14 protein-coding genes and 1 tRNA gene are annotated in these 15469 nt (G+C 58.9%); 12 read left to right on the forward strand and 3 right to left on the reverse strand.

The genetic code is table 11. The annotated features are described in order from the left end of the window. The first annotated feature begins 63 nt into the window (after positions 1-63). The 4 genes from P5205_17810 to P5205_17825 all read left to right on the forward strand — a co-directional run bounded on the left by P5205_17810 (position 64) and on the right by P5205_17825 (position 4403). Entirely contained in the window at positions 64-1503 is a 1440-nt protein-coding gene (locus P5205_17810) for a pyridoxal-dependent decarboxylase (GenBank protein HSA12221.1), read from the forward strand. A gap of 125 nt (positions 1504-1628) precedes the next feature. Further along, positions 1629-3119, forward strand: coding sequence for an ISAs1 family transposase (locus P5205_17815; GenBank protein ID HSA12222.1), 1491 nt, complete (start codon positions 1629-1631; stop codon positions 3117-3119). Beyond that, positions 3025-3489 carry a hypothetical protein gene (locus P5205_17820; GenBank protein HSA12223.1) on the forward strand — a complete coding sequence of 155 codons (465 nt, stop codon included), beginning with the start codon at positions 3025-3027 and terminating at the stop codon, positions 3487-3489. Before P5205_17815 ends, P5205_17820 begins: the two co-directional genes overlap by 95 nt. Positions 3490-3617: 128 nt before the next feature. After that, entirely contained in the window at positions 3618-4403 is a 786-nt protein-coding gene (locus P5205_17825) for a hypothetical protein (protein HSA12224.1), read from the forward strand. A 38-nt stretch (positions 4404-4441) separates the two neighbouring features. On the opposite strand, the gene P5205_17830 is transcribed toward P5205_17825, so the two are convergent. Both P5205_17830 and P5205_17835 read right to left on the reverse strand, forming a co-directional pair. After that, positions 4442-4529: transfer RNA gene (locus tag P5205_17830), tRNA-Leu, on the reverse strand. Positions 4530-5362: 833 nt separating this feature from the next. Further along, positions 5363-6355, reverse strand: coding sequence for a dihydrodipicolinate reductase (locus tag P5205_17835; GenBank protein ID HSA12225.1), 993 nt, complete (start codon positions 6353-6355; stop codon positions 5363-5365). A 113-nt stretch (positions 6356-6468) separates the two neighbouring features. On the opposite strand from P5205_17835, the gene ggt reads away from it, so the two are divergent. From ggt to P5205_17875, 8 genes are all read left to right on the forward strand, one after another. Continuing rightward, positions 6469-8109 carry a gamma-glutamyltransferase gene (ggt, locus tag P5205_17840; protein ID HSA12226.1) on the forward strand — a complete coding sequence of 547 codons (1641 nt, stop codon included), beginning with the start codon at positions 6469-6471 and terminating at the stop codon, positions 8107-8109. Between the two features lie 256 nt (positions 8110-8365). Beyond that, a complete protein-coding gene (locus tag P5205_17845; GenBank protein HSA12227.1) occupies positions 8366-8944 on the forward strand; it encodes a hypothetical protein in 579 nt (192 codons plus the stop codon). A gap of 197 nt (positions 8945-9141) precedes the next feature. Next, positions 9142-9888 (forward strand): nucleoside monophosphate kinase, encoded by a 747-nt coding sequence (locus tag P5205_17850; protein HSA12228.1) that lies wholly within the window; start codon positions 9142-9144, stop codon positions 9886-9888. Beyond that, positions 9866-10471, forward strand: coding sequence for a family 16 glycosylhydrolase (locus P5205_17855; GenBank protein ID HSA12229.1), 606 nt, complete (start codon positions 9866-9868; stop codon positions 10469-10471). Before P5205_17850 ends, P5205_17855 begins: the two co-directional genes overlap by 23 nt. Positions 10472-10494: 23 nt before the next feature. Continuing rightward, entirely contained in the window at positions 10495-12003 is a 1509-nt protein-coding gene (locus tag P5205_17860) for a recombinase family protein (protein HSA12230.1), read from the forward strand. 2 nt (positions 12004-12005) lie between these two features. After that, entirely contained in the window at positions 12006-12512 is a 507-nt protein-coding gene (locus P5205_17865; GenBank protein ID HSA12231.1) for a hypothetical protein, read from the forward strand. 142 nt (positions 12513-12654) lie between these two features. After that, positions 12655-12927 (forward strand): hypothetical protein, encoded by a 273-nt coding sequence (locus tag P5205_17870; GenBank protein ID HSA12232.1) that lies wholly within the window; start codon positions 12655-12657, stop codon positions 12925-12927. After that, positions 12927-13439, forward strand: coding sequence for a hypothetical protein (locus P5205_17875; GenBank protein ID HSA12233.1), 513 nt, complete (start codon positions 12927-12929; stop codon positions 13437-13439). Before P5205_17870 ends, P5205_17875 begins: the two co-directional genes overlap by 1 nt. A gap of 147 nt (positions 13440-13586) precedes the next feature. Here P5205_17875 and P5205_17880 read toward each other — a convergent pair whose 3' ends face one another. Then, a complete protein-coding gene (locus tag P5205_17880) occupies positions 13587-15392 on the reverse strand; it encodes a phage major capsid protein (GenBank protein ID HSA12234.1) in 1806 nt (601 codons plus the stop codon). Positions 15393-15469 lie beyond the last annotated feature (77 nt).

The following is a 15469-nucleotide window of genomic DNA, read 5'->3' on the forward strand; positions in this document are numbered from 1 at the left end:
CGCGGCGCTCGCTTTCTGTTCTTGCTTCTAGCTATGGCGCCAAGCTGCTATCCTCCTGAAACTATGCCTACAAACACCAATTTTCACATGACCCCGGATGAATTCCGCCGTTGGGGACATGCGGTCGTGGATTGGGTGGCGGATTACCAGCGGAACGTCGAGTCCCTCCCGGTATGCTCGTCTGTTCAGCCCGGTCAAATCCGCGCCCTGCTGCCGCCGGAACCGCCTGCAAACGGCGAGCCCTTTGACGCCATCCTGGCTGACGTGGAGAAGCTGATCCTGCCCGGAATCACCCATTGGCAGTCGCCTAACTTCTTTGCCTTCTTCCCCGCCAACAACTCCGGCCCTTCCATCCTGGGAGAGTTGCTGTCCGCCGGATTAGGCGCACAAGGCATGTTATGGGCCACCAGCCCCGCCTGCACAGAACTGGAGACCCATGTCCTCGATTGGCTGGCGGGGATGCTGGCACTACCGGACAAGTTCAAGTCCAGCACCGCGGGCGGCGGTGTCATTCAGGACGCCGCCTCCAGCGCCGTGCTCTGCGCCGTGCTGGCGGCACGCGAACGCGCCACTGGTTTCTTTTCCAATGAGCGTGGCTGCAACGGACGCCTTGTGGCCTACACTTCCCCCCAGGCACACTCTTCTGTAGAAAAAGCCGTGAAGATCGCCGGGCTCGGCAAAGCAAACCTGCGCTTTATTGAGGTGGATGATTGCTTTGCAATGCGCCCCGAAGTTCTGGCCCGTCAAATCGTCCAGGACCGCCAAGCCGGATTGCAGCCCTGCTTTGTCTCGGCCACTGTCGGCACCACCTCGTCCAACGCCTTCGACCCGCTGCCCGAAATTGGACGCCTTTGTCGCGAGCACGGTCTCTGGCTGCACGTGGACGGTGCCATGTGCGGCACCGCTGCGCTCTGTCCCGAGTTCAGGCACATTCACGGCGGATTGGAACTTGCCGACTCTTACTGCTTCAACCCCCACAAGTGGATGTTCACCAACTTCGATTGCGACTGCTTCTACGTTGCCGATCGCACTGCGCTCATCCGAACCCTCAGTGTTTTGCCTGAATACCTCCGCAACAAGGCCACCGAATCCGGTGCCGTGATTGATTACCGGGACTGGCAGATCCCACTGGGCCGCCGCTTCCGCGCCCTCAAGCTTTGGTTCGTTATCCGGCACTATGGTGTCGAGGGCCTGCGCCACCATATCCGCCAGCATGTTGCGCTGGCGCAGCAATTCGCCCGCTGGATCGAGGCGTCCAAGGACTTTGAATTAAGAACCCCTGCCCCGCTGAACTTGGTTTGCTTTGCCCACCGGGCAGGCGACAACTTCAACCGCCGCTTGTTGGAGCGCCTGAATCAAACCGGCCGACTCTACCTCACCCATACCGTCTTGAACGGGCGCTACACCCTGCGCCTGTGTGTCGGCCAAACCCACACCGAAGCTGCTCATGTCCGCCAGGCGTGGGAATTGATCCAATACCACGCCAAAGAACTTCAAACCTGACCCTCAACCAAGGTTGGTCCCCTTAATTGTAGGGCGCACCCTTTCTGGTCACTAACTTCTTTGGCCACTGAGGTTTAAGCACTTTCTGCGGGACATCTCCCCGGAACTATTTTACCGTCGGGCGCATGACAAAGCGTAAAGTGCCTTTCCGGCGGCCCAGTGCCGACGAGCAGACAGTGCTGCGCCAGATGCAAGTCCAGCTTCTGGTTCGGCCAGAGGATATTCAACAGTGCAACCAAATCCTGGTCGAGGAGCATTATTTGCATAGCGCACAGTTAGTGGGCGAGCAACTGCGCTACGCGGTGGTGTGGCAGGGGCGCTGGCTGGCAGTGGCTACCTGGAGCGCGGCGGCGTTGCACCTTAAAGCGCGGGATGGCTTTATCGGCTGGAGCCAGGCCCAACGGCGGGAGCGTTTGGCCTTGGTGGTCAACAATTCGCGTCTGTGTGTGTTGCCAGAGTGCCATTACCCCAATCTGGTCAGCCGCTTTATGAAGCTCATGCTCGGGCGTTTGAGCGTGGACTGGGAGCGCGTTTGGCAGCATCCAGTCGCGTTGGCGGAGAGTTTTGTGGATCCCAGCCTCTATCCCGGCACGGCCTACAAAGTCAGCGGCTGGACTCAGTTGGGCTACACGCGCGGTTGGAAGCGCAGCGCGGTGGACTTTTACGAGCCGCACGGCAGCCCCAAGCAAGTATGGGTTCGGGAACTGGTCCAAGACGCGTGTGCCAAGCTACGGGCCAAGGAACTGCCCGCCGCGTGGGCTGGCGCCCTCCGTCCGGCCCGCCGCCGTTGCACCGCCAAGGTGCGGGAGATTGAAAGCCTGATGACGCGCCTGGGTCGCGACGTGCCGGAGTTTCGCCGCCAACAGGCGTTGGCCTATCCCCTGGCGGGCATGCTGGTACTGATCGCCATGGCGATGTTCAGCGGGGTGAGCCGCGGCTACGAGGATTTGGCCGACTACGCGGCCACGCTCTCGCAAGCGCAGTTGCGGGCCTTGCGCTTCCGCCAGGATCCGCGCACCCGGCGGGTGCGTTGCCCGCAACGCACCACCTTTGAGCGGGTGCTCAAGGGCCTCGATGAGGCGCGACTGCAGCAGGTTCTCTTGTTGTGGCAGGAGCAGGTGCTGGGGCCCGTAGAGGATCGTTTGGTGATTATCGACGGCAAGACTCTTCGTCATGCCGGCGTGACGACCGTCAGCGCGGTCAATGGCACCGGCCGCTGGCTAGGCTCCACGCTGGTATCGGCCCAGAGCAACGAAATCCCCGCCGGCCGCCAGCAATTGGCCCGGTTGGACTTGGCGGACAAGATCGTGGTGGCCGATGCTGCCCACACCCAGGTGGCCCATGCCAAGCAGATCCTCTACCAACAGGGGGGCGAGTATCTGCTGACCGTTAAGAAGAACCAAAAGGAACTCTTCACTACGCTGGAAACGCTCTTCGCCCCCCAGCCTTTTTCCCCCTCCGCCCACGCCGCGCACCCGGGCGCTGACGCGGGAGCGCAACCGCAGCCGCCGCGAAATCCGAGTGCTGGACTGTCGGGAGGCTTCGCCCCAGCGGGTGAACTTTCCGGGAGTGCAGACCATCGGGCGGCTGCGGCGGCGGGTGCGGCGCCAGGGTAAACTGACCACCGAAACGGTTTATCTGATCAGTAGTCTCACGCTGGAGCAGATGGATGCGGCAGGCTTGCTCAAACTCAAACGCGGTTACTGGGTTATTGAGAGCGCACTCCATCACGCCCTGGACGTGACCCTGCACGAGGATCACAGCCGAGTACGCCATCCCAAGGCGGCCTTCGTCCTAAGCCTGTTTCGTCGGGTGGTGGTCAGCTTCGCCCAGGTTTGGGTAGCCCAATGCCGCAAGCTCAACCCCAAGAGCCGCATGACCACCCGCAAGTTCCAGCAACGCTTCCGGCGTGCCGACGGTGGCCGCGACCGCTTGCAAGCGCTTGTGTCCGCCAAATCCCCGTCCTCTTGGCGCTCCCCAATTTGAAAAGGTGCGTCCTGCCTTAATTGGAGCTTCTCAACAGGTGCCTTGACTTCCTTCGGCTCGCCGGGCGAGAGTATGCCATGGTCCTGATGGCCTGTTACGTCGCAAGGTCGCCTGGTTCCGCCACCAGAATGCGTTACAAGTCAGGATTATCTGCAATTCTCCTGGTCTTCCTCGCCCGCCTCATCTTCATATTGCCATTTGCGTTGCTCACTGCTGGTGCAGCGAACCTCGACCTCGAAGGTATGCCGCCATCGCCGCCTGCGGAACAAACTGTGCAGACGAATTCCCAGGAAACAGTGAGTGCTTACCTGCGACTGCACGAGGAGGTCCGCGCCACCCAACTTGCCATCGAGCAGAACGGCCAGATGGCTACCGACGCCGTCCGCAAGACTGCAGAGGCACTGTTCAAAGGGTTGCAGGCGATTCAGGCGTCCATGGCTGTCCAGCGAACGCAGGATTTTGAAGCAATGCAAAGATGGAATCAGGTCATTCTCACGGCAGTTGCCGTAACTGGAGCCATGGGCTTCCTGGCTATGGTGACAATGGTCTACCTCCAATGGCGCACGCACAAGAGTCTGGCCAGAATCTCGGTAACCCTACGATTGCCATCCGAGCCGGGCTCTGTTCGCACGATGGCTGCACTCGACGCCGCCGACACCTCCAATCTCGCCTTGCCGGATTCCGCCCAAGGGTATGTAGAACTGGCTTCAGAGTCTGGCGACCTCCTCCGACCCGGCGTTAAGCATCACAAGGCTGGCGGAAGGTCCCTCGAAAGGCGGCTTTTCCCTGGTGCCGGAAACTCGTTCCGAAGGAAACAGTTTCGCGCACTTAAGACCGCCTTGGCTGTGGGACTGATCTTCGCTGCAGCCGTTGCGCTCGTGCTTTATCTTGTTTACACGCAACGCCCCGTCTGACGAAGCACCGTAGCGAGTTCTCAAGCTTACGAGTGTTGTGGTGCCGGTGGTGGGACTTGAACCCACACGCCTTGTTACAGGCCCAGGATTTTAAGTCCTGTATGTCTGCCATTCCATCACACCGGCGAGCAATGCCCATCTGGTACGCAAACGTATATCTCGGAACCAACTGGTAAAAGAGGAAATTCCATCAGTGGGCACCCATCAAGCGGTCTAACCGTAATCGCCCCAGCACAGTGGACCGAGAGGAAGGGAAGGCACGGTCAGCGAATACCGCGCCCCTATGACAGTGGTTCATCACGGATTCCTGGGAAGTGCCAACAGTGGCTTTCACCCGCACAGCCCGGATGGGTGAGGCACAGGGATCACAAGGGTAGTATTGCTCCCAAGCCAGAACTTGTCGGGCTCACCCGAGTTCTAATCTGCGCACTGTCCATATTTTGGACAGTGAGGCTGTCAGCCTGACTGATCCAGTCTTGGCTGACATCCGCACCTGTGGCTTGAGGTCACGGTGGTGGCACGGTGGTGCTACGGTGTGTATCCCATGGGGAGCGCTCCCCATGGGATACACACCGTAGCCCGACCCCATCAACATGCCATCCGCAAGCCATAACCAGCGTGCGATCACTGTAAAGGCGCCATCGCCCGTCCAGTGGTGGCGGGGGCGGTAAGTCGAGGGGGTGACGAGACGACGAATTGCCATCGGGATTACTCGGAAATCCGCGAAGAACCGTAAAAAAGCCCAAAACCAACCTGTTATCGAGACACTTGGCAGGTGGTCTTGGTTCAGAGCTTCAAAAGTAATCCTCATTCCCCTCCGGATCCGAGGAAGTCCACGGTCGAATCCTGACAACCCAGCAGCGAAAGCAATCGCCCCGGCATGCCGAAACATAACCCACCAGCCACGACCGCCAGAATTGATAAGCGCCACTGCGATACCGGCGACTGGCTCAGGCGCTTCAGGCAATCCGTGGGACCGGAAGGTCGGTCATCAGCAGCAAGCCGGAGGGAGCGGCGAGCAGCCGCGGGACTGTGTTGACCAGTGCAGCAACAGTAGCCTGGTCGCCCGCCACACCGCCCTGGATTACGAACCTCAGCGGCGGCTCCCCATCTACCTGGACTGCGTCCTGGGGATCCTTTGCATCCAGATACATCTTCAAGTCCAGCGTCAGGCAGATTGATCTCCCGATCGTGCCTATTGCGCGCTGGTGGAGCCCGCAAGTCTGACCTTTTTTCACCGCCACATGCTGCGTCCGAATGTCGTGGTCGGCCACCACCGCATCGCCAGTCTCGATAATGTTCTTCACCTTCCACCCCAGGCAGTGCGCGATAAGCGCCAACGACTCTTTCAAACCTGCGTGACCTGCCTTCCCTTGCCTGAACAGGCGCCGGAATTGTGCGGGCGGCAGGCCGCTCCCAATCTTCTTTTGCAGGGGCGCCCGCCGCGTGGAGGCGTTCACCACGCGTTGCACATGGAGCGCGCGCACATCCCGGTTCACGCCCGTCAGACACACCGGCAGCACGTCCATGACAAAGCCGGGATTCACGCCGGTGCCGACAACTCGAGCGCCAGTCTTCCGACAAATCCGGTCGAGCTTCGCTGCAAGTGCCGGGTTGCGCAGTTGAGGGAATAGCAACTCCTCGCAAGAGGAAACCACGCTGATCCCACGTCGGGCCATCGGCTCAATTTGCACAAAGGCATCCTTGAATTTCGAAACGGTGGTATGCAAAATGACGTCCGGCCGGGCGTGGGCGGCTAACTTATTCAGCGTTCCGTACACCTTGCGGTTACGCAGACGTTTTAGCTGAGTGATATTGCCCAAATCCTGGCCGATCATCGCGGGGTTAATATCCACTCCCCCCACGATCTCCGCCCATGGCTTCGCCGCAGCGAGTTTCAAGGCTTCCAGCCCGATGGGACCCAAACCGAATTGCGCAATCTTTATCTTCATTGTTGAATCATCAATTAATAGTCGATGTGCCGCTGAGGGATAATGAATGGATTGACTCTTGGCAACATAAAGTGGCATGTCTTGCTGAAATAATGAATCCTTCAGTTCACGTTATGCTCCTCTCAATCGCAGCCGCCGGCGTTGCCAGCGCGGCAGCCACGCGCGGAATGGTCGCCTCCGTTCATCCTGTGGCAACGGATGCCGGAGTGAGTGTGCTGAAAGAAGGCGGCAACGCCATTGATGCCGCGGTCGCGGTTGCCTTGACGCTGGGGGTGGTGGACAGTCACAATTCCGGCATAGGGGGCGGCTGTTTCATGCTTATCCACCGGGCCAATGGATCTTTCGTGGCGATCGACGGCCGCGAGACGGCGCCCGCCGCAGCCACCCAGGATATGTTCGTTCGCAGGGGCAAAGCCGAGACTGCCCTCAGCCAGGCTGGGCCTCTGGCCAGTGGCGTGCCCGGTGCGCTCGCAGCTTACGAGTTTGCCGTGAAACACTACGGCAAGCTCAAGCTCAGTGATCTGATCCTCCCGGCCGCCGAAATCGCTGAAAAGGGATTCCTGCTTGACACAAGTTACGCCCGTTGCCTCATGCGTTTGGCGGGCGACTTGGCGCAGTTCTCCTCATCGCGAGAGGTGTTCTTTAAGAACGGAAGACCCTTGCGCAAAGGAGAAGTGCTTAAGCAGCCCGACCTAGCTGCAACCTATCGCGCCATTGCGACTGGGGGCAGCGATTGGTTTTATCGCGGCCCCTTCGCACAGAGGATCGGGCGCTGGATGCAAGCCAACGGCGGTATCCTGACCGTCGAGGACTTCCGAAGTTACAGGACTTGTGTACGGGAACCGGTCTTCTCCAATTATCGCGGATACACCGTTGTTGGCTTTCCACCACCGAGTTCCGGAGGCGTTCACGTGGCACAGATACTTAACATGCTGGAAACCTTCGACTTGAAGGCCCTGAGCGAGCCCGTGCGCTTGCATGTGATAGCGGAGACGATGAAGCTCGCCTTCGCCGACCGCGCGCATTGGCTGGGTGATCCCGACTTTGTGAATGTGCCGCGAGGTTTGACCGACAGAAACTACGCTGCCGGTCTAGCCCAAACCATCAACCCGGAGCACGCGAGCAAGACCGTATCTCATGGGACGCCACCGAACTCGCAGACCGACCACTTCAAGAAGCACACGACACATTTCTCCGTTGCTGACGCCGAAGGCAATTGGGTCGCTTGCACGGCAACCATCAACACCAGCTTCGGCTCCAAGGTGGTCATCCCAGGCACCGGGGTAGTCATGAACAATGAAATGGACGACTTCTCCATCCAACCTGGAGTGACCAACTACTTCGGGTTGGTTGGCGACAAAGCTAACGCCGTCGGGCCGGGCAAACGCCCGCTCTCCAGCATGACGCCCACCCTGGTGCTGAAGAACGGCCAGCCGATCATTGCCTTGGGTGCAGCCGGCGGCCCAAAGATCATTTCACAGGTTGTGCTTGAACTGGTCTGCCTGCTTGATCTGGGAATGAGTCCAGCGCAAGCGTTGGCCCAGCCGCGTATTCATCACCAATGGTCCCCGGCCGAATTGATGGTCGAGAAAACCCTGCCGCGCAAACTCCAGGCGGAGTTGGCGCGCCGCGGTCATGAACTCAAGAGCCTATCTTCAGTTGGCGTATCCCAGATCGTAGCACGCAGTCCGGACGGCCGAACTTTCCTTGGGGCTGCCGATCCCCGCGCCGGTGGTCGAGCCGCGGGGTGGTAGAAGGTTGAATATGAACGCCAGAAGCCCCGTCCAAGTAACGTAAGGTTTGCACGCAGGGTAAGGGCTCCGCGCCAAAAAGGGGCGGTGCAGGGCTTGACCGCCCGGCCCTTCCCGGCGAACCTGACAAAGAACTGAAAGACAACGGTTTATGAGAATGCGGGCTTCTCTGATGGGCCTGTTCGCGAGCGCAGGTGCCGCTTCCCTCATGGTCCTTAACTCAATAGCACAGGACACTTCGGGAACGACGAATGCAGCCGTGACCCCAGCCAAGGCGGATGTCGCAGCGGTCAGACTTCCTTACGGGGTTGAAGATGTTCTCAAGCTCAGTCGCGCGCAGCTTAGCGAGGACGTCACGGTTAACTTCATCCACAATTCGGGCACAATCTATAATCTTGCGCCCAAAGATATTGTGTATCTGCGAAACGAGGGTGTTTCGGACCGAGTGATTAACACCATGCTGGATCAGCGCAAGAACGTGCCAGCTAAACCGGCTGCTCAGACGGCGCCGGCGGGCGTAGCGCCCGCACCGCAGGCACCTGTTAGTGCGTACGCCAGCGAGGCTCCTGCCCCGCAATACGCCCCGTCTTATGTCCAGCCAGCGCCGGTTTACGTCGAACCTGAGCCCAATTACGTCCCAGCTTCCACCGTGTATGTGATTCCGTATCCTTACGCGGGCTACCGCTACCCAGGCTACTACCCCACTTCGGGGGGCTACCCTTATTATTACGGTGCTTACTACGGCTGCACTGCCCCTTCGGTCTTGTTTAGTTTTGGATATCGCGGAGGTTATCGCGGCGGCCATTGCGGTGGCGGGCGCTATCACGGCCACCACTAGACTGTCCGGCCCGTTTGGGGAAGTCCGACGCTGCAGCTTTTCTGGCGCGAGTTAATTTCTTTATGGCCCACGGGCTTTACGCCGATTGGTTAAGCCAGACGAACGCGAAGGACGAAAGGGCACTGCACATTGCAGGCGAGGTTTAGTCTAGCACATGCCGTGGGGCCTGGTATACATGGGCCATCCAGATTACAACCATGACTACGAAACGAGATAGAAAAGCCTGGCTTACAGGCGGAACAATTCAATGTGAACCGCCACCCTTAGCCCAGCACCCACCGCGCCGGTTGGTGTTGTTGGGAGCGCCGGGCGTTGGCAAAGGCACGCAGGCGGAGTTACTCTGCGCCAACCTGGGCACGTGCCACCTGTCCACAGGGGACATATTCCGCGCGGCGAAAGCTCTGGATCCCGCGGATCGAAGTCCGGCGCTGACCGCAGCGCTAGAGTATATGCGCCGAGGGGATCTGGTACCGGACGAAACGGTGCTGGCACTGGTGGCGGAGCGAGTGGGCTGCCTGCGGTGCGAGGGAGGCTTTTTGCTGGACGGCTTCCCCCGAACGGTCGCGCAGGCCGAGGCACTGGACCAATTGTTGGCAGGCGAGAAGCTCAAGCTTGACGCGGTGCTCAGCTACGAATTGCCGCTGGAGCGGGTAGTGTCGCGCCTGAGCGGACGGCGGACCTGCCCGAATTGCAAGGCGGTGTTCCACATCGAGGCGAGGCCACCGAAAGCGGCGGGAATCTGTGATCATTGCGGCGGCAAATTGTATCAGCGCGAAGACGACCGCCCGGAATCCATCCGGGTGCGCATGGAAGCGTATGAACGGAGCACGGCCCCGCTGGCAGACTTCTACCGTCGGAGAAACCTCCTCGTCTCAATCCCGGCTGAAGGCTCGCCTGAGCAGATCTTCAAACGTACACTCGATGCACTTAAAGCGACGGCATAGCCTTGTCATCGCCGGGTTGATTGCAATCGCTGAGGGATGCTTCACTCTCCAGGCGCAGAGCAGCAAGGATATCCTGCCGCAGCCGCCAGCGGGCAAGGAGTGGGATCTCGTTTGGCAAGATGAGTTCGAGGGCAAGGAGCTGAATGAAGCCAAGTGGAATCGCCTGGGGGATTGGAAACGGCGAGACGGCTGGTGGGTGCAGGAGGATGCTTATCTAAACGGCAAAGGAAGCCTGGTGCTGCGAACGCGCAAGAACGGTGAACGCTTCACCTGTGGCGCGGTCAACACGCGGGGCAAGTTCGAGCACACGTTTGGTCTTTACGTCACCCGCTGCAAGATGCCCAAGCAGGTGGGACATTGGCCCGCTTTCTGGCTTATGGCGCCTGGCGTCAACGCAGTCGGCAACGCAGGCCGCGACGGCACTGAAATTGACATCATGGAAGCCCCTTGGCGGGATGGGAGGCTAACTTCCAACCTGCACTGGGACGGCTATGGCAAGGACCACAAGCATGTGGGAACGAACGTCTGCCGGCCAGAGGTTGTTAAGGGCTGGCATACTTTTAGAATATTGTTGACTATATAGCCAAACGGGGTTAAGGTTGGGGTATGAAAGCTAAAGCTTACTCATACATCCGGTTCAGCACTAAAGATCAAATACAGGGCGACTCTCTGCGCCGGCAGACCGAGGCAACGGCAGAATGGTGCAAGCACAACACCGTTCAACTGGTGGAGAATTACAGTGACCTGGGCATCTCCGCGTTCCGGGGCAAGAATGCCGAGATCGGGGCGCTCTCCACGTTCCTCAAGCTGGCCAGTGCCGGCAGAATTGAAAAGGGCAGCTTCCTGGTGGTCGAGTCCCTTGACCGGCTGAGCCGCAACTCCATTATGGACGCCTTCGACCTATTCAGGGCCATAATGAAAGCGGGGGTTAGGATCGTGACACTGAGCGACGGTCATGTATACGACCAAGAGAAGATCAATAACGGCAACTTCACGGACCTGATTATCTCGCTCACCTATCTGAGCAGGGCCAACGAAGAGAGCCGCATAAAGTCGCAACGGATTGGGGCCGCATGGCAAAACAAGAGGGCACAGGTCGCAAATGAGAAGCTCACTCGCCTTTGTGTTGCATGGTTGAGGCTGGCCGATGACCGGAAGAGCTTTGAGCTGATTCCTGAGCGGGTCAAGATTGTGCGGAGAATCTTTGAGCTGGCCGCAAAGGGTGTAGGGGCCAACGCCATTGCAACGATGCTGCGGAAGGAGAAGGTTAAGACTTTTCGCGGCGGGTTCACCTGGCACGTTTCCTATGTTCGCAGAATCTTAGAGACCCGCGCGGCCATTGGAGAGCTGACGCCGACTACCCGGCGCAACGGCGTGGCGACAAAGTTGGAGCCGATACCGAATTATTACCCCGCCGTCATCAGCAAGGAACTATTCGCAACGGTCGCACAGTTGCGGAAGGCGCGACCGGACCTGCGTGGCAGGTCGCGTCGCTGCAATGTGTTCTCCAAGCTCATATTCGATACTAAGGGCAACACCGTCGTCTATATCAACAAGACGGGGCGCAACTCCAAGAATCGGCATGAATACTTGGTAAGCTACGGGGCGCTTGTCGGCAGGGCTGAATATGTCACTTGGCGATACGACGATTTCAAAGCCTCGTTCCTGGCTGTCTGCCAGAGGGCCGCACTGACTAAGTCCCCCGCTCCCGATAGGGACGGCGGCGAGCTGGCGGTTGCCAGGCTTGAATTGGCCGATAGTGAAAAGCAGATTGGCAGGCTAGTAGACTACCTGGCAAAAGGCGCCTCCGGGTCGGTGGAAACGAGGTTGCGAGAGTTGGAGGACAAGAAACGGGAGCTACAGCGCCGCATTGCGGATTTGGAGAACGAGGTTGCCGCAAAGCCTACGGACGTGGCCCGGATTGACTGGAAGGATACTGAGGCTTTGAGGGACAACCTGAGGGCCACAGTCAAGCGCATCACAATGGACGCCAAGGCCCGCTGGTTCAAAGCGGAGTTCCTAGACGGGCGGGTCTATGAGTTCCAAGAGCAGGGGGACAAGGTCAGGATCACTACGCCAGACGCACCTGAGACTTGGCTGCCAAGGAAGGCTTAACCATGACGCTTCCACCTCCCCTATTACACGGCAACCACTGGACCGGCCAGAACGTGGCCGGATGGTGGTGCAGTGAGAAGTTCAATGGTTGGAGAGCATATTGGACTGGCACCAAGCTAGTCAGTCGGCAGGGTAACGACTACCACGCCCCAGCCTGGTTCACCGAGTCATTGCCCCGGTTCCCGTTGGACTGTGAACTATGGCTAGGTATTGGTAAGACAGACGCCGATGTTCACAAGGCGGTTGCCAAGGGCCAGTGGGGCGACTTGTGGATTGTCGCCTTTGATGTGCCAGGCACCATTGCGGAGACCGGCATTGAGATTCTCCGCAGCCTGACTCCAGCCGGCAGGCTGATCGTTGCATCATTCTGGCGCGTGGAGTCGGCAGATGATGCCAAGTCCTACATGCGCCAGATCGTAGCCAAAGGCGGCGAGGGTGTTATGCTGCGCCGGCCTGGGAGTCTCTACCGCAACACCCGTTGCGATGACCTGCTGAAAATAAAGCCTTAGAACCCCTCGATTTTCGCTACGCGTTGGCCCTACAGCGCGTTTTTATTGGCGGGGGGTAGTCAGATAGTGGGGGTGAAATAAGGCGCGTCCTGCTGTCCAACGGGCGGCGATAGCGGTTGAGGCAGAGGCCATTCTGGAGGCGTTGAAACCCAAACGTGGCAGGCCGGAAAAGGGGCAAATTTTTGCCCCTTTACCGAAGGATGATAGGAAGGCATCTGCCAAGGCCGCCCAGCTTTTCAAGACAAACCGGACGTATGTTAATCAGGAAGAAATCGCCAAGGCGGTCGGAGTGCCACAACGAACAATTTCGCATGTTTTAGCCGAAATCCAAAAACTTGGAATCTGGCTAAAACCCTCCGATTTCGACCATATCGAGGATGAGAGGAAAGGCCGTTGCCAGCCGGCTAAAGGGTAATGGCCAGCTCTTCCGATTACTTCCGCAAACATGATTATCTCGAAACACCGCAACGGGTCGGGCACCATTTCGCCCATGATGGCTACGCAACCGAGTGCGGCAAATGCGTCGGCACAGTGGATTTCGACTTCGATGCGATTGACGCCAGACTCGGCACGGCCCCGCCTGAAACAGATCGCGACCGCGCTTTCCGTCAAGCTGGCGACCTGCTCGAGGTCTTGTGTGTCTGGCTGGCAGATTCCCAGACCATAAGCAGCGCCGGCTTACGCGCCTTCGCATTGGCATGGACGTTGAGACCTGGTGCCTTTGAAGAAAGATCAATCGCCGAGCTGGCAAAAAGACTCGGCGTCACACGTCAATCCATCGGCAAATACTGCACCAGCGTCTACGAAATGGGCCACGGCATTTTCCAGGGCAAAATGATGAACAACAGCGCGGCCAGGGAGCCGCGCCGCCAAATCGCGCTCGAGTACCACAGACGCGTAGGCCATCGGCTGCGGCGTAAACAATAAAAGCGGCTCGTGCGCAACCACGCACACGAGCCGCCTGGTTCGCGGCCTGCCGGGACACTCCCGTGACCGGCAGACCGCAGTGGCAGGGGAAAGTCGTAAAACCCTGCCTCCCCGCGGAGAAGTGAGGCCGCGGGAAAGTGTTTCTACCTACGCAGTTAAGGCGTCCGGGAGGAACGAGAACGAGGCCGGGTGCCGAACGCCCAAATCTACCCACTGGCTTACGTACAACTTTATTTCTCTCGTTGCAGCTGCGCTGTACGGATCGCAGACAACGTCGAGACCCGAACCCCAACTGCCGATGATGAGGTCGTTCCAGTTGCCGAAGTAGATCGCGGAACAGACGGTCGTAAGAGTGCCAAACGTCTCGGCATCCCCGAGCTGATTGGTCACAGCCGCACGATAGCCGTTGCAGGTGGCGCTCCCGTCGCTGAGTTGGTTCTCCCAGATGAAACCAGCCGCACCTTGCACGGTGCTCTTGACCGCCGATTTCAACACCTTGCGCACGGCTGAATTTGTCAGGTAAGCGCAGCTCGCGCCGTCGGCATTACCCGCGGCAACTGCCGCTTCGAGTTCGAGAATTTTCTCAAACGTAGGCAAAGCGCCGGCTGCGCTGTTGGTCACTGTGGCAACATTGGTCGTGCCGCGAATGGACGTTGGCGCACTCGCGCCGCCGATGGCGGTTGTCGCCACGTTGAGGGCTGCGGAGTCCAGCGCCAGCGCCAAAACCGCCAAAATGTCATCACGGATCAGGGCATCAACGGAGGGCGTTGACTGTATCAAAAGTTGCTTACTATATATCTCATAGCCAGTGCAGGCGTGTGGGGTGAGGGTCAACTGATCGAAACCGGTATTGCTCTGAGTCGTGGACACCGCTTCGCCCACCCAATAACCCACCGCAGAAGCCAGGCCACGGGGAATGACGACATTGCCGACAAGCCCGTCCAGCATGCGAGCGCCCAACTTGGCCACCCAAGCTTTGTTGCGGAGCAGCTCAATGAAATTGCCGGCTGCGAGTTCGGTAGCCACGATGTTGCCACCAAGTGTTGCGGTGCCGACGGCGTTGTTAGCGCGGGTCAAAATCGCGTGCGGAATGTAGAAGCCCTGAGGGTCTTTCCGGCTCGTGCGGGCGCACTCCTGAGAGAGTTCGCGCTCCAAACCGTCGAGACGGTTTTCGGAGGCTCCGAGAATCGCCCGCGAGATGGAGTAGCGCTTGCTAAGGCTTTCGGGAATGTTGATCGTCGCGCGCGAAACCGGAATCACATCCGGCATAAGCGCGAACAACCGGTCTTGCAGGTCGGCAACTTTCGTCCCGTCCGCAATCGCCCGCTGGCACGCTTCCGCGCAGCCAGGGATTCGGTCCTTCATGTTTTTGCTAATGGCCTGAATTTCGGACACCCGCTTTTGTTCGGGCGTCATGGATTCGTTGTAATCACTCATAATCTGTATTCTGTGTTGAAGCCGCTCATCAGCGGCACTACGTCCAATTCCGCAGCCGACATCTGCCGGCACGGAAACTACGCTTGCTTCAAACGGCAACCATGCGAACGTCACATACTCCCGCCCGTCTTTGGTTTCGCTGGAAACCTCGCGGAGCAATTTGTATCCAACGCTCGCACAGGAGAGGATACCCGCCTTTATATCGGCGAGTTTTTCTCTGGCGAAACTTGATTTACTCAGCCTGGCAATCGCCCTGCCTTTTTTGTCGCTGCCGATAAAGGCTCGCAGGACCACGCCGAGCACGGAGCCGGGATCGTGATTCCACAAAAGCGGGTGCGTGCCGCTGGCCAGCCGGCTGAGGTCACAGTGTTGCGGATCGTGGGACAAAATTTCAAAATGTGTTCCACGGTCAATCGCGGCTTCGCTGCTAAACGAAAGTGCGATCACGTCGTCACTGTCTGCCCGAATGGACAGGTCAGCCACGCGCCGATACTCGCCTGACAAATCGCGTTTCATCTGTCGTCTGAATCTGCGTTCTACTTGTGGAAAACATTGGTGCGCTGAGTCGCGGCCTCCACGGGCCGACTTGCACC

This window comes from Candidatus Paceibacterota bacterium, assembly GCA_035452965.1.
In the GTDB taxonomy this organism is placed as follows: Bacteria; Verrucomicrobiota; Verrucomicrobiia; order Limisphaerales; family UBA8199; genus UBA8199.

Bases quoted from the DNA above. Each gene is read 5' to 3' on its own strand.
- P5205_17850 (HSA12228.1), top strand. From the start codon at position 9,142: ATGACTACGAAACGAGATAGAAAAGCCTGGCTTACAGGCGGAACAATT.
- P5205_17865 (HSA12231.1), top strand. From the start codon at position 12,006: ATGACGCTTCCACCTCCCCTATTACACGGCAACCACTGGACCGGCCAG.
- P5205_17825 (HSA12224.1), top strand. From the start codon at position 3,618: ATGCGTTACAAGTCAGGATTATCTGCAATTCTCCTGGTCTTCCTCGCC.
- P5205_17875 (HSA12233.1), top strand. From the start codon at position 12,927: ATGGCCAGCTCTTCCGATTACTTCCGCAAACATGATTATCTCGAAACA.
- P5205_17810 (HSA12221.1), top strand. From the start codon at position 64: ATGCCTACAAACACCAATTTTCACATGACCCCGGATGAATTCCGCCGT.
- ggt (HSA12226.1), top strand. From the start codon at position 6,469: ATGCTCCTCTCAATCGCAGCCGCCGGCGTTGCCAGCGCGGCAGCCACG.
- P5205_17815 (HSA12222.1), top strand. From the start codon at position 1,629: ATGACAAAGCGTAAAGTGCCTTTCCGGCGGCCCAGTGCCGACGAGCAG.
- P5205_17835 (HSA12225.1), bottom strand. From the start codon at position 6,355: ATGAAGATAAAGATTGCGCAATTCGGTTTGGGTCCCATCGGGCTGGAA.
- P5205_17880 (HSA12234.1), bottom strand. From the start codon at position 15,392: ATGAAACGCGATTTGTCAGGCGAGTATCGGCGCGTGGCTGACCTGTCC.
- P5205_17855 (HSA12229.1), top strand. From the start codon at position 9,866: ATGCACTTAAAGCGACGGCATAGCCTTGTCATCGCCGGGTTGATTGCA.
- P5205_17860 (HSA12230.1), top strand. From the start codon at position 10,495: ATGAAAGCTAAAGCTTACTCATACATCCGGTTCAGCACTAAAGATCAA.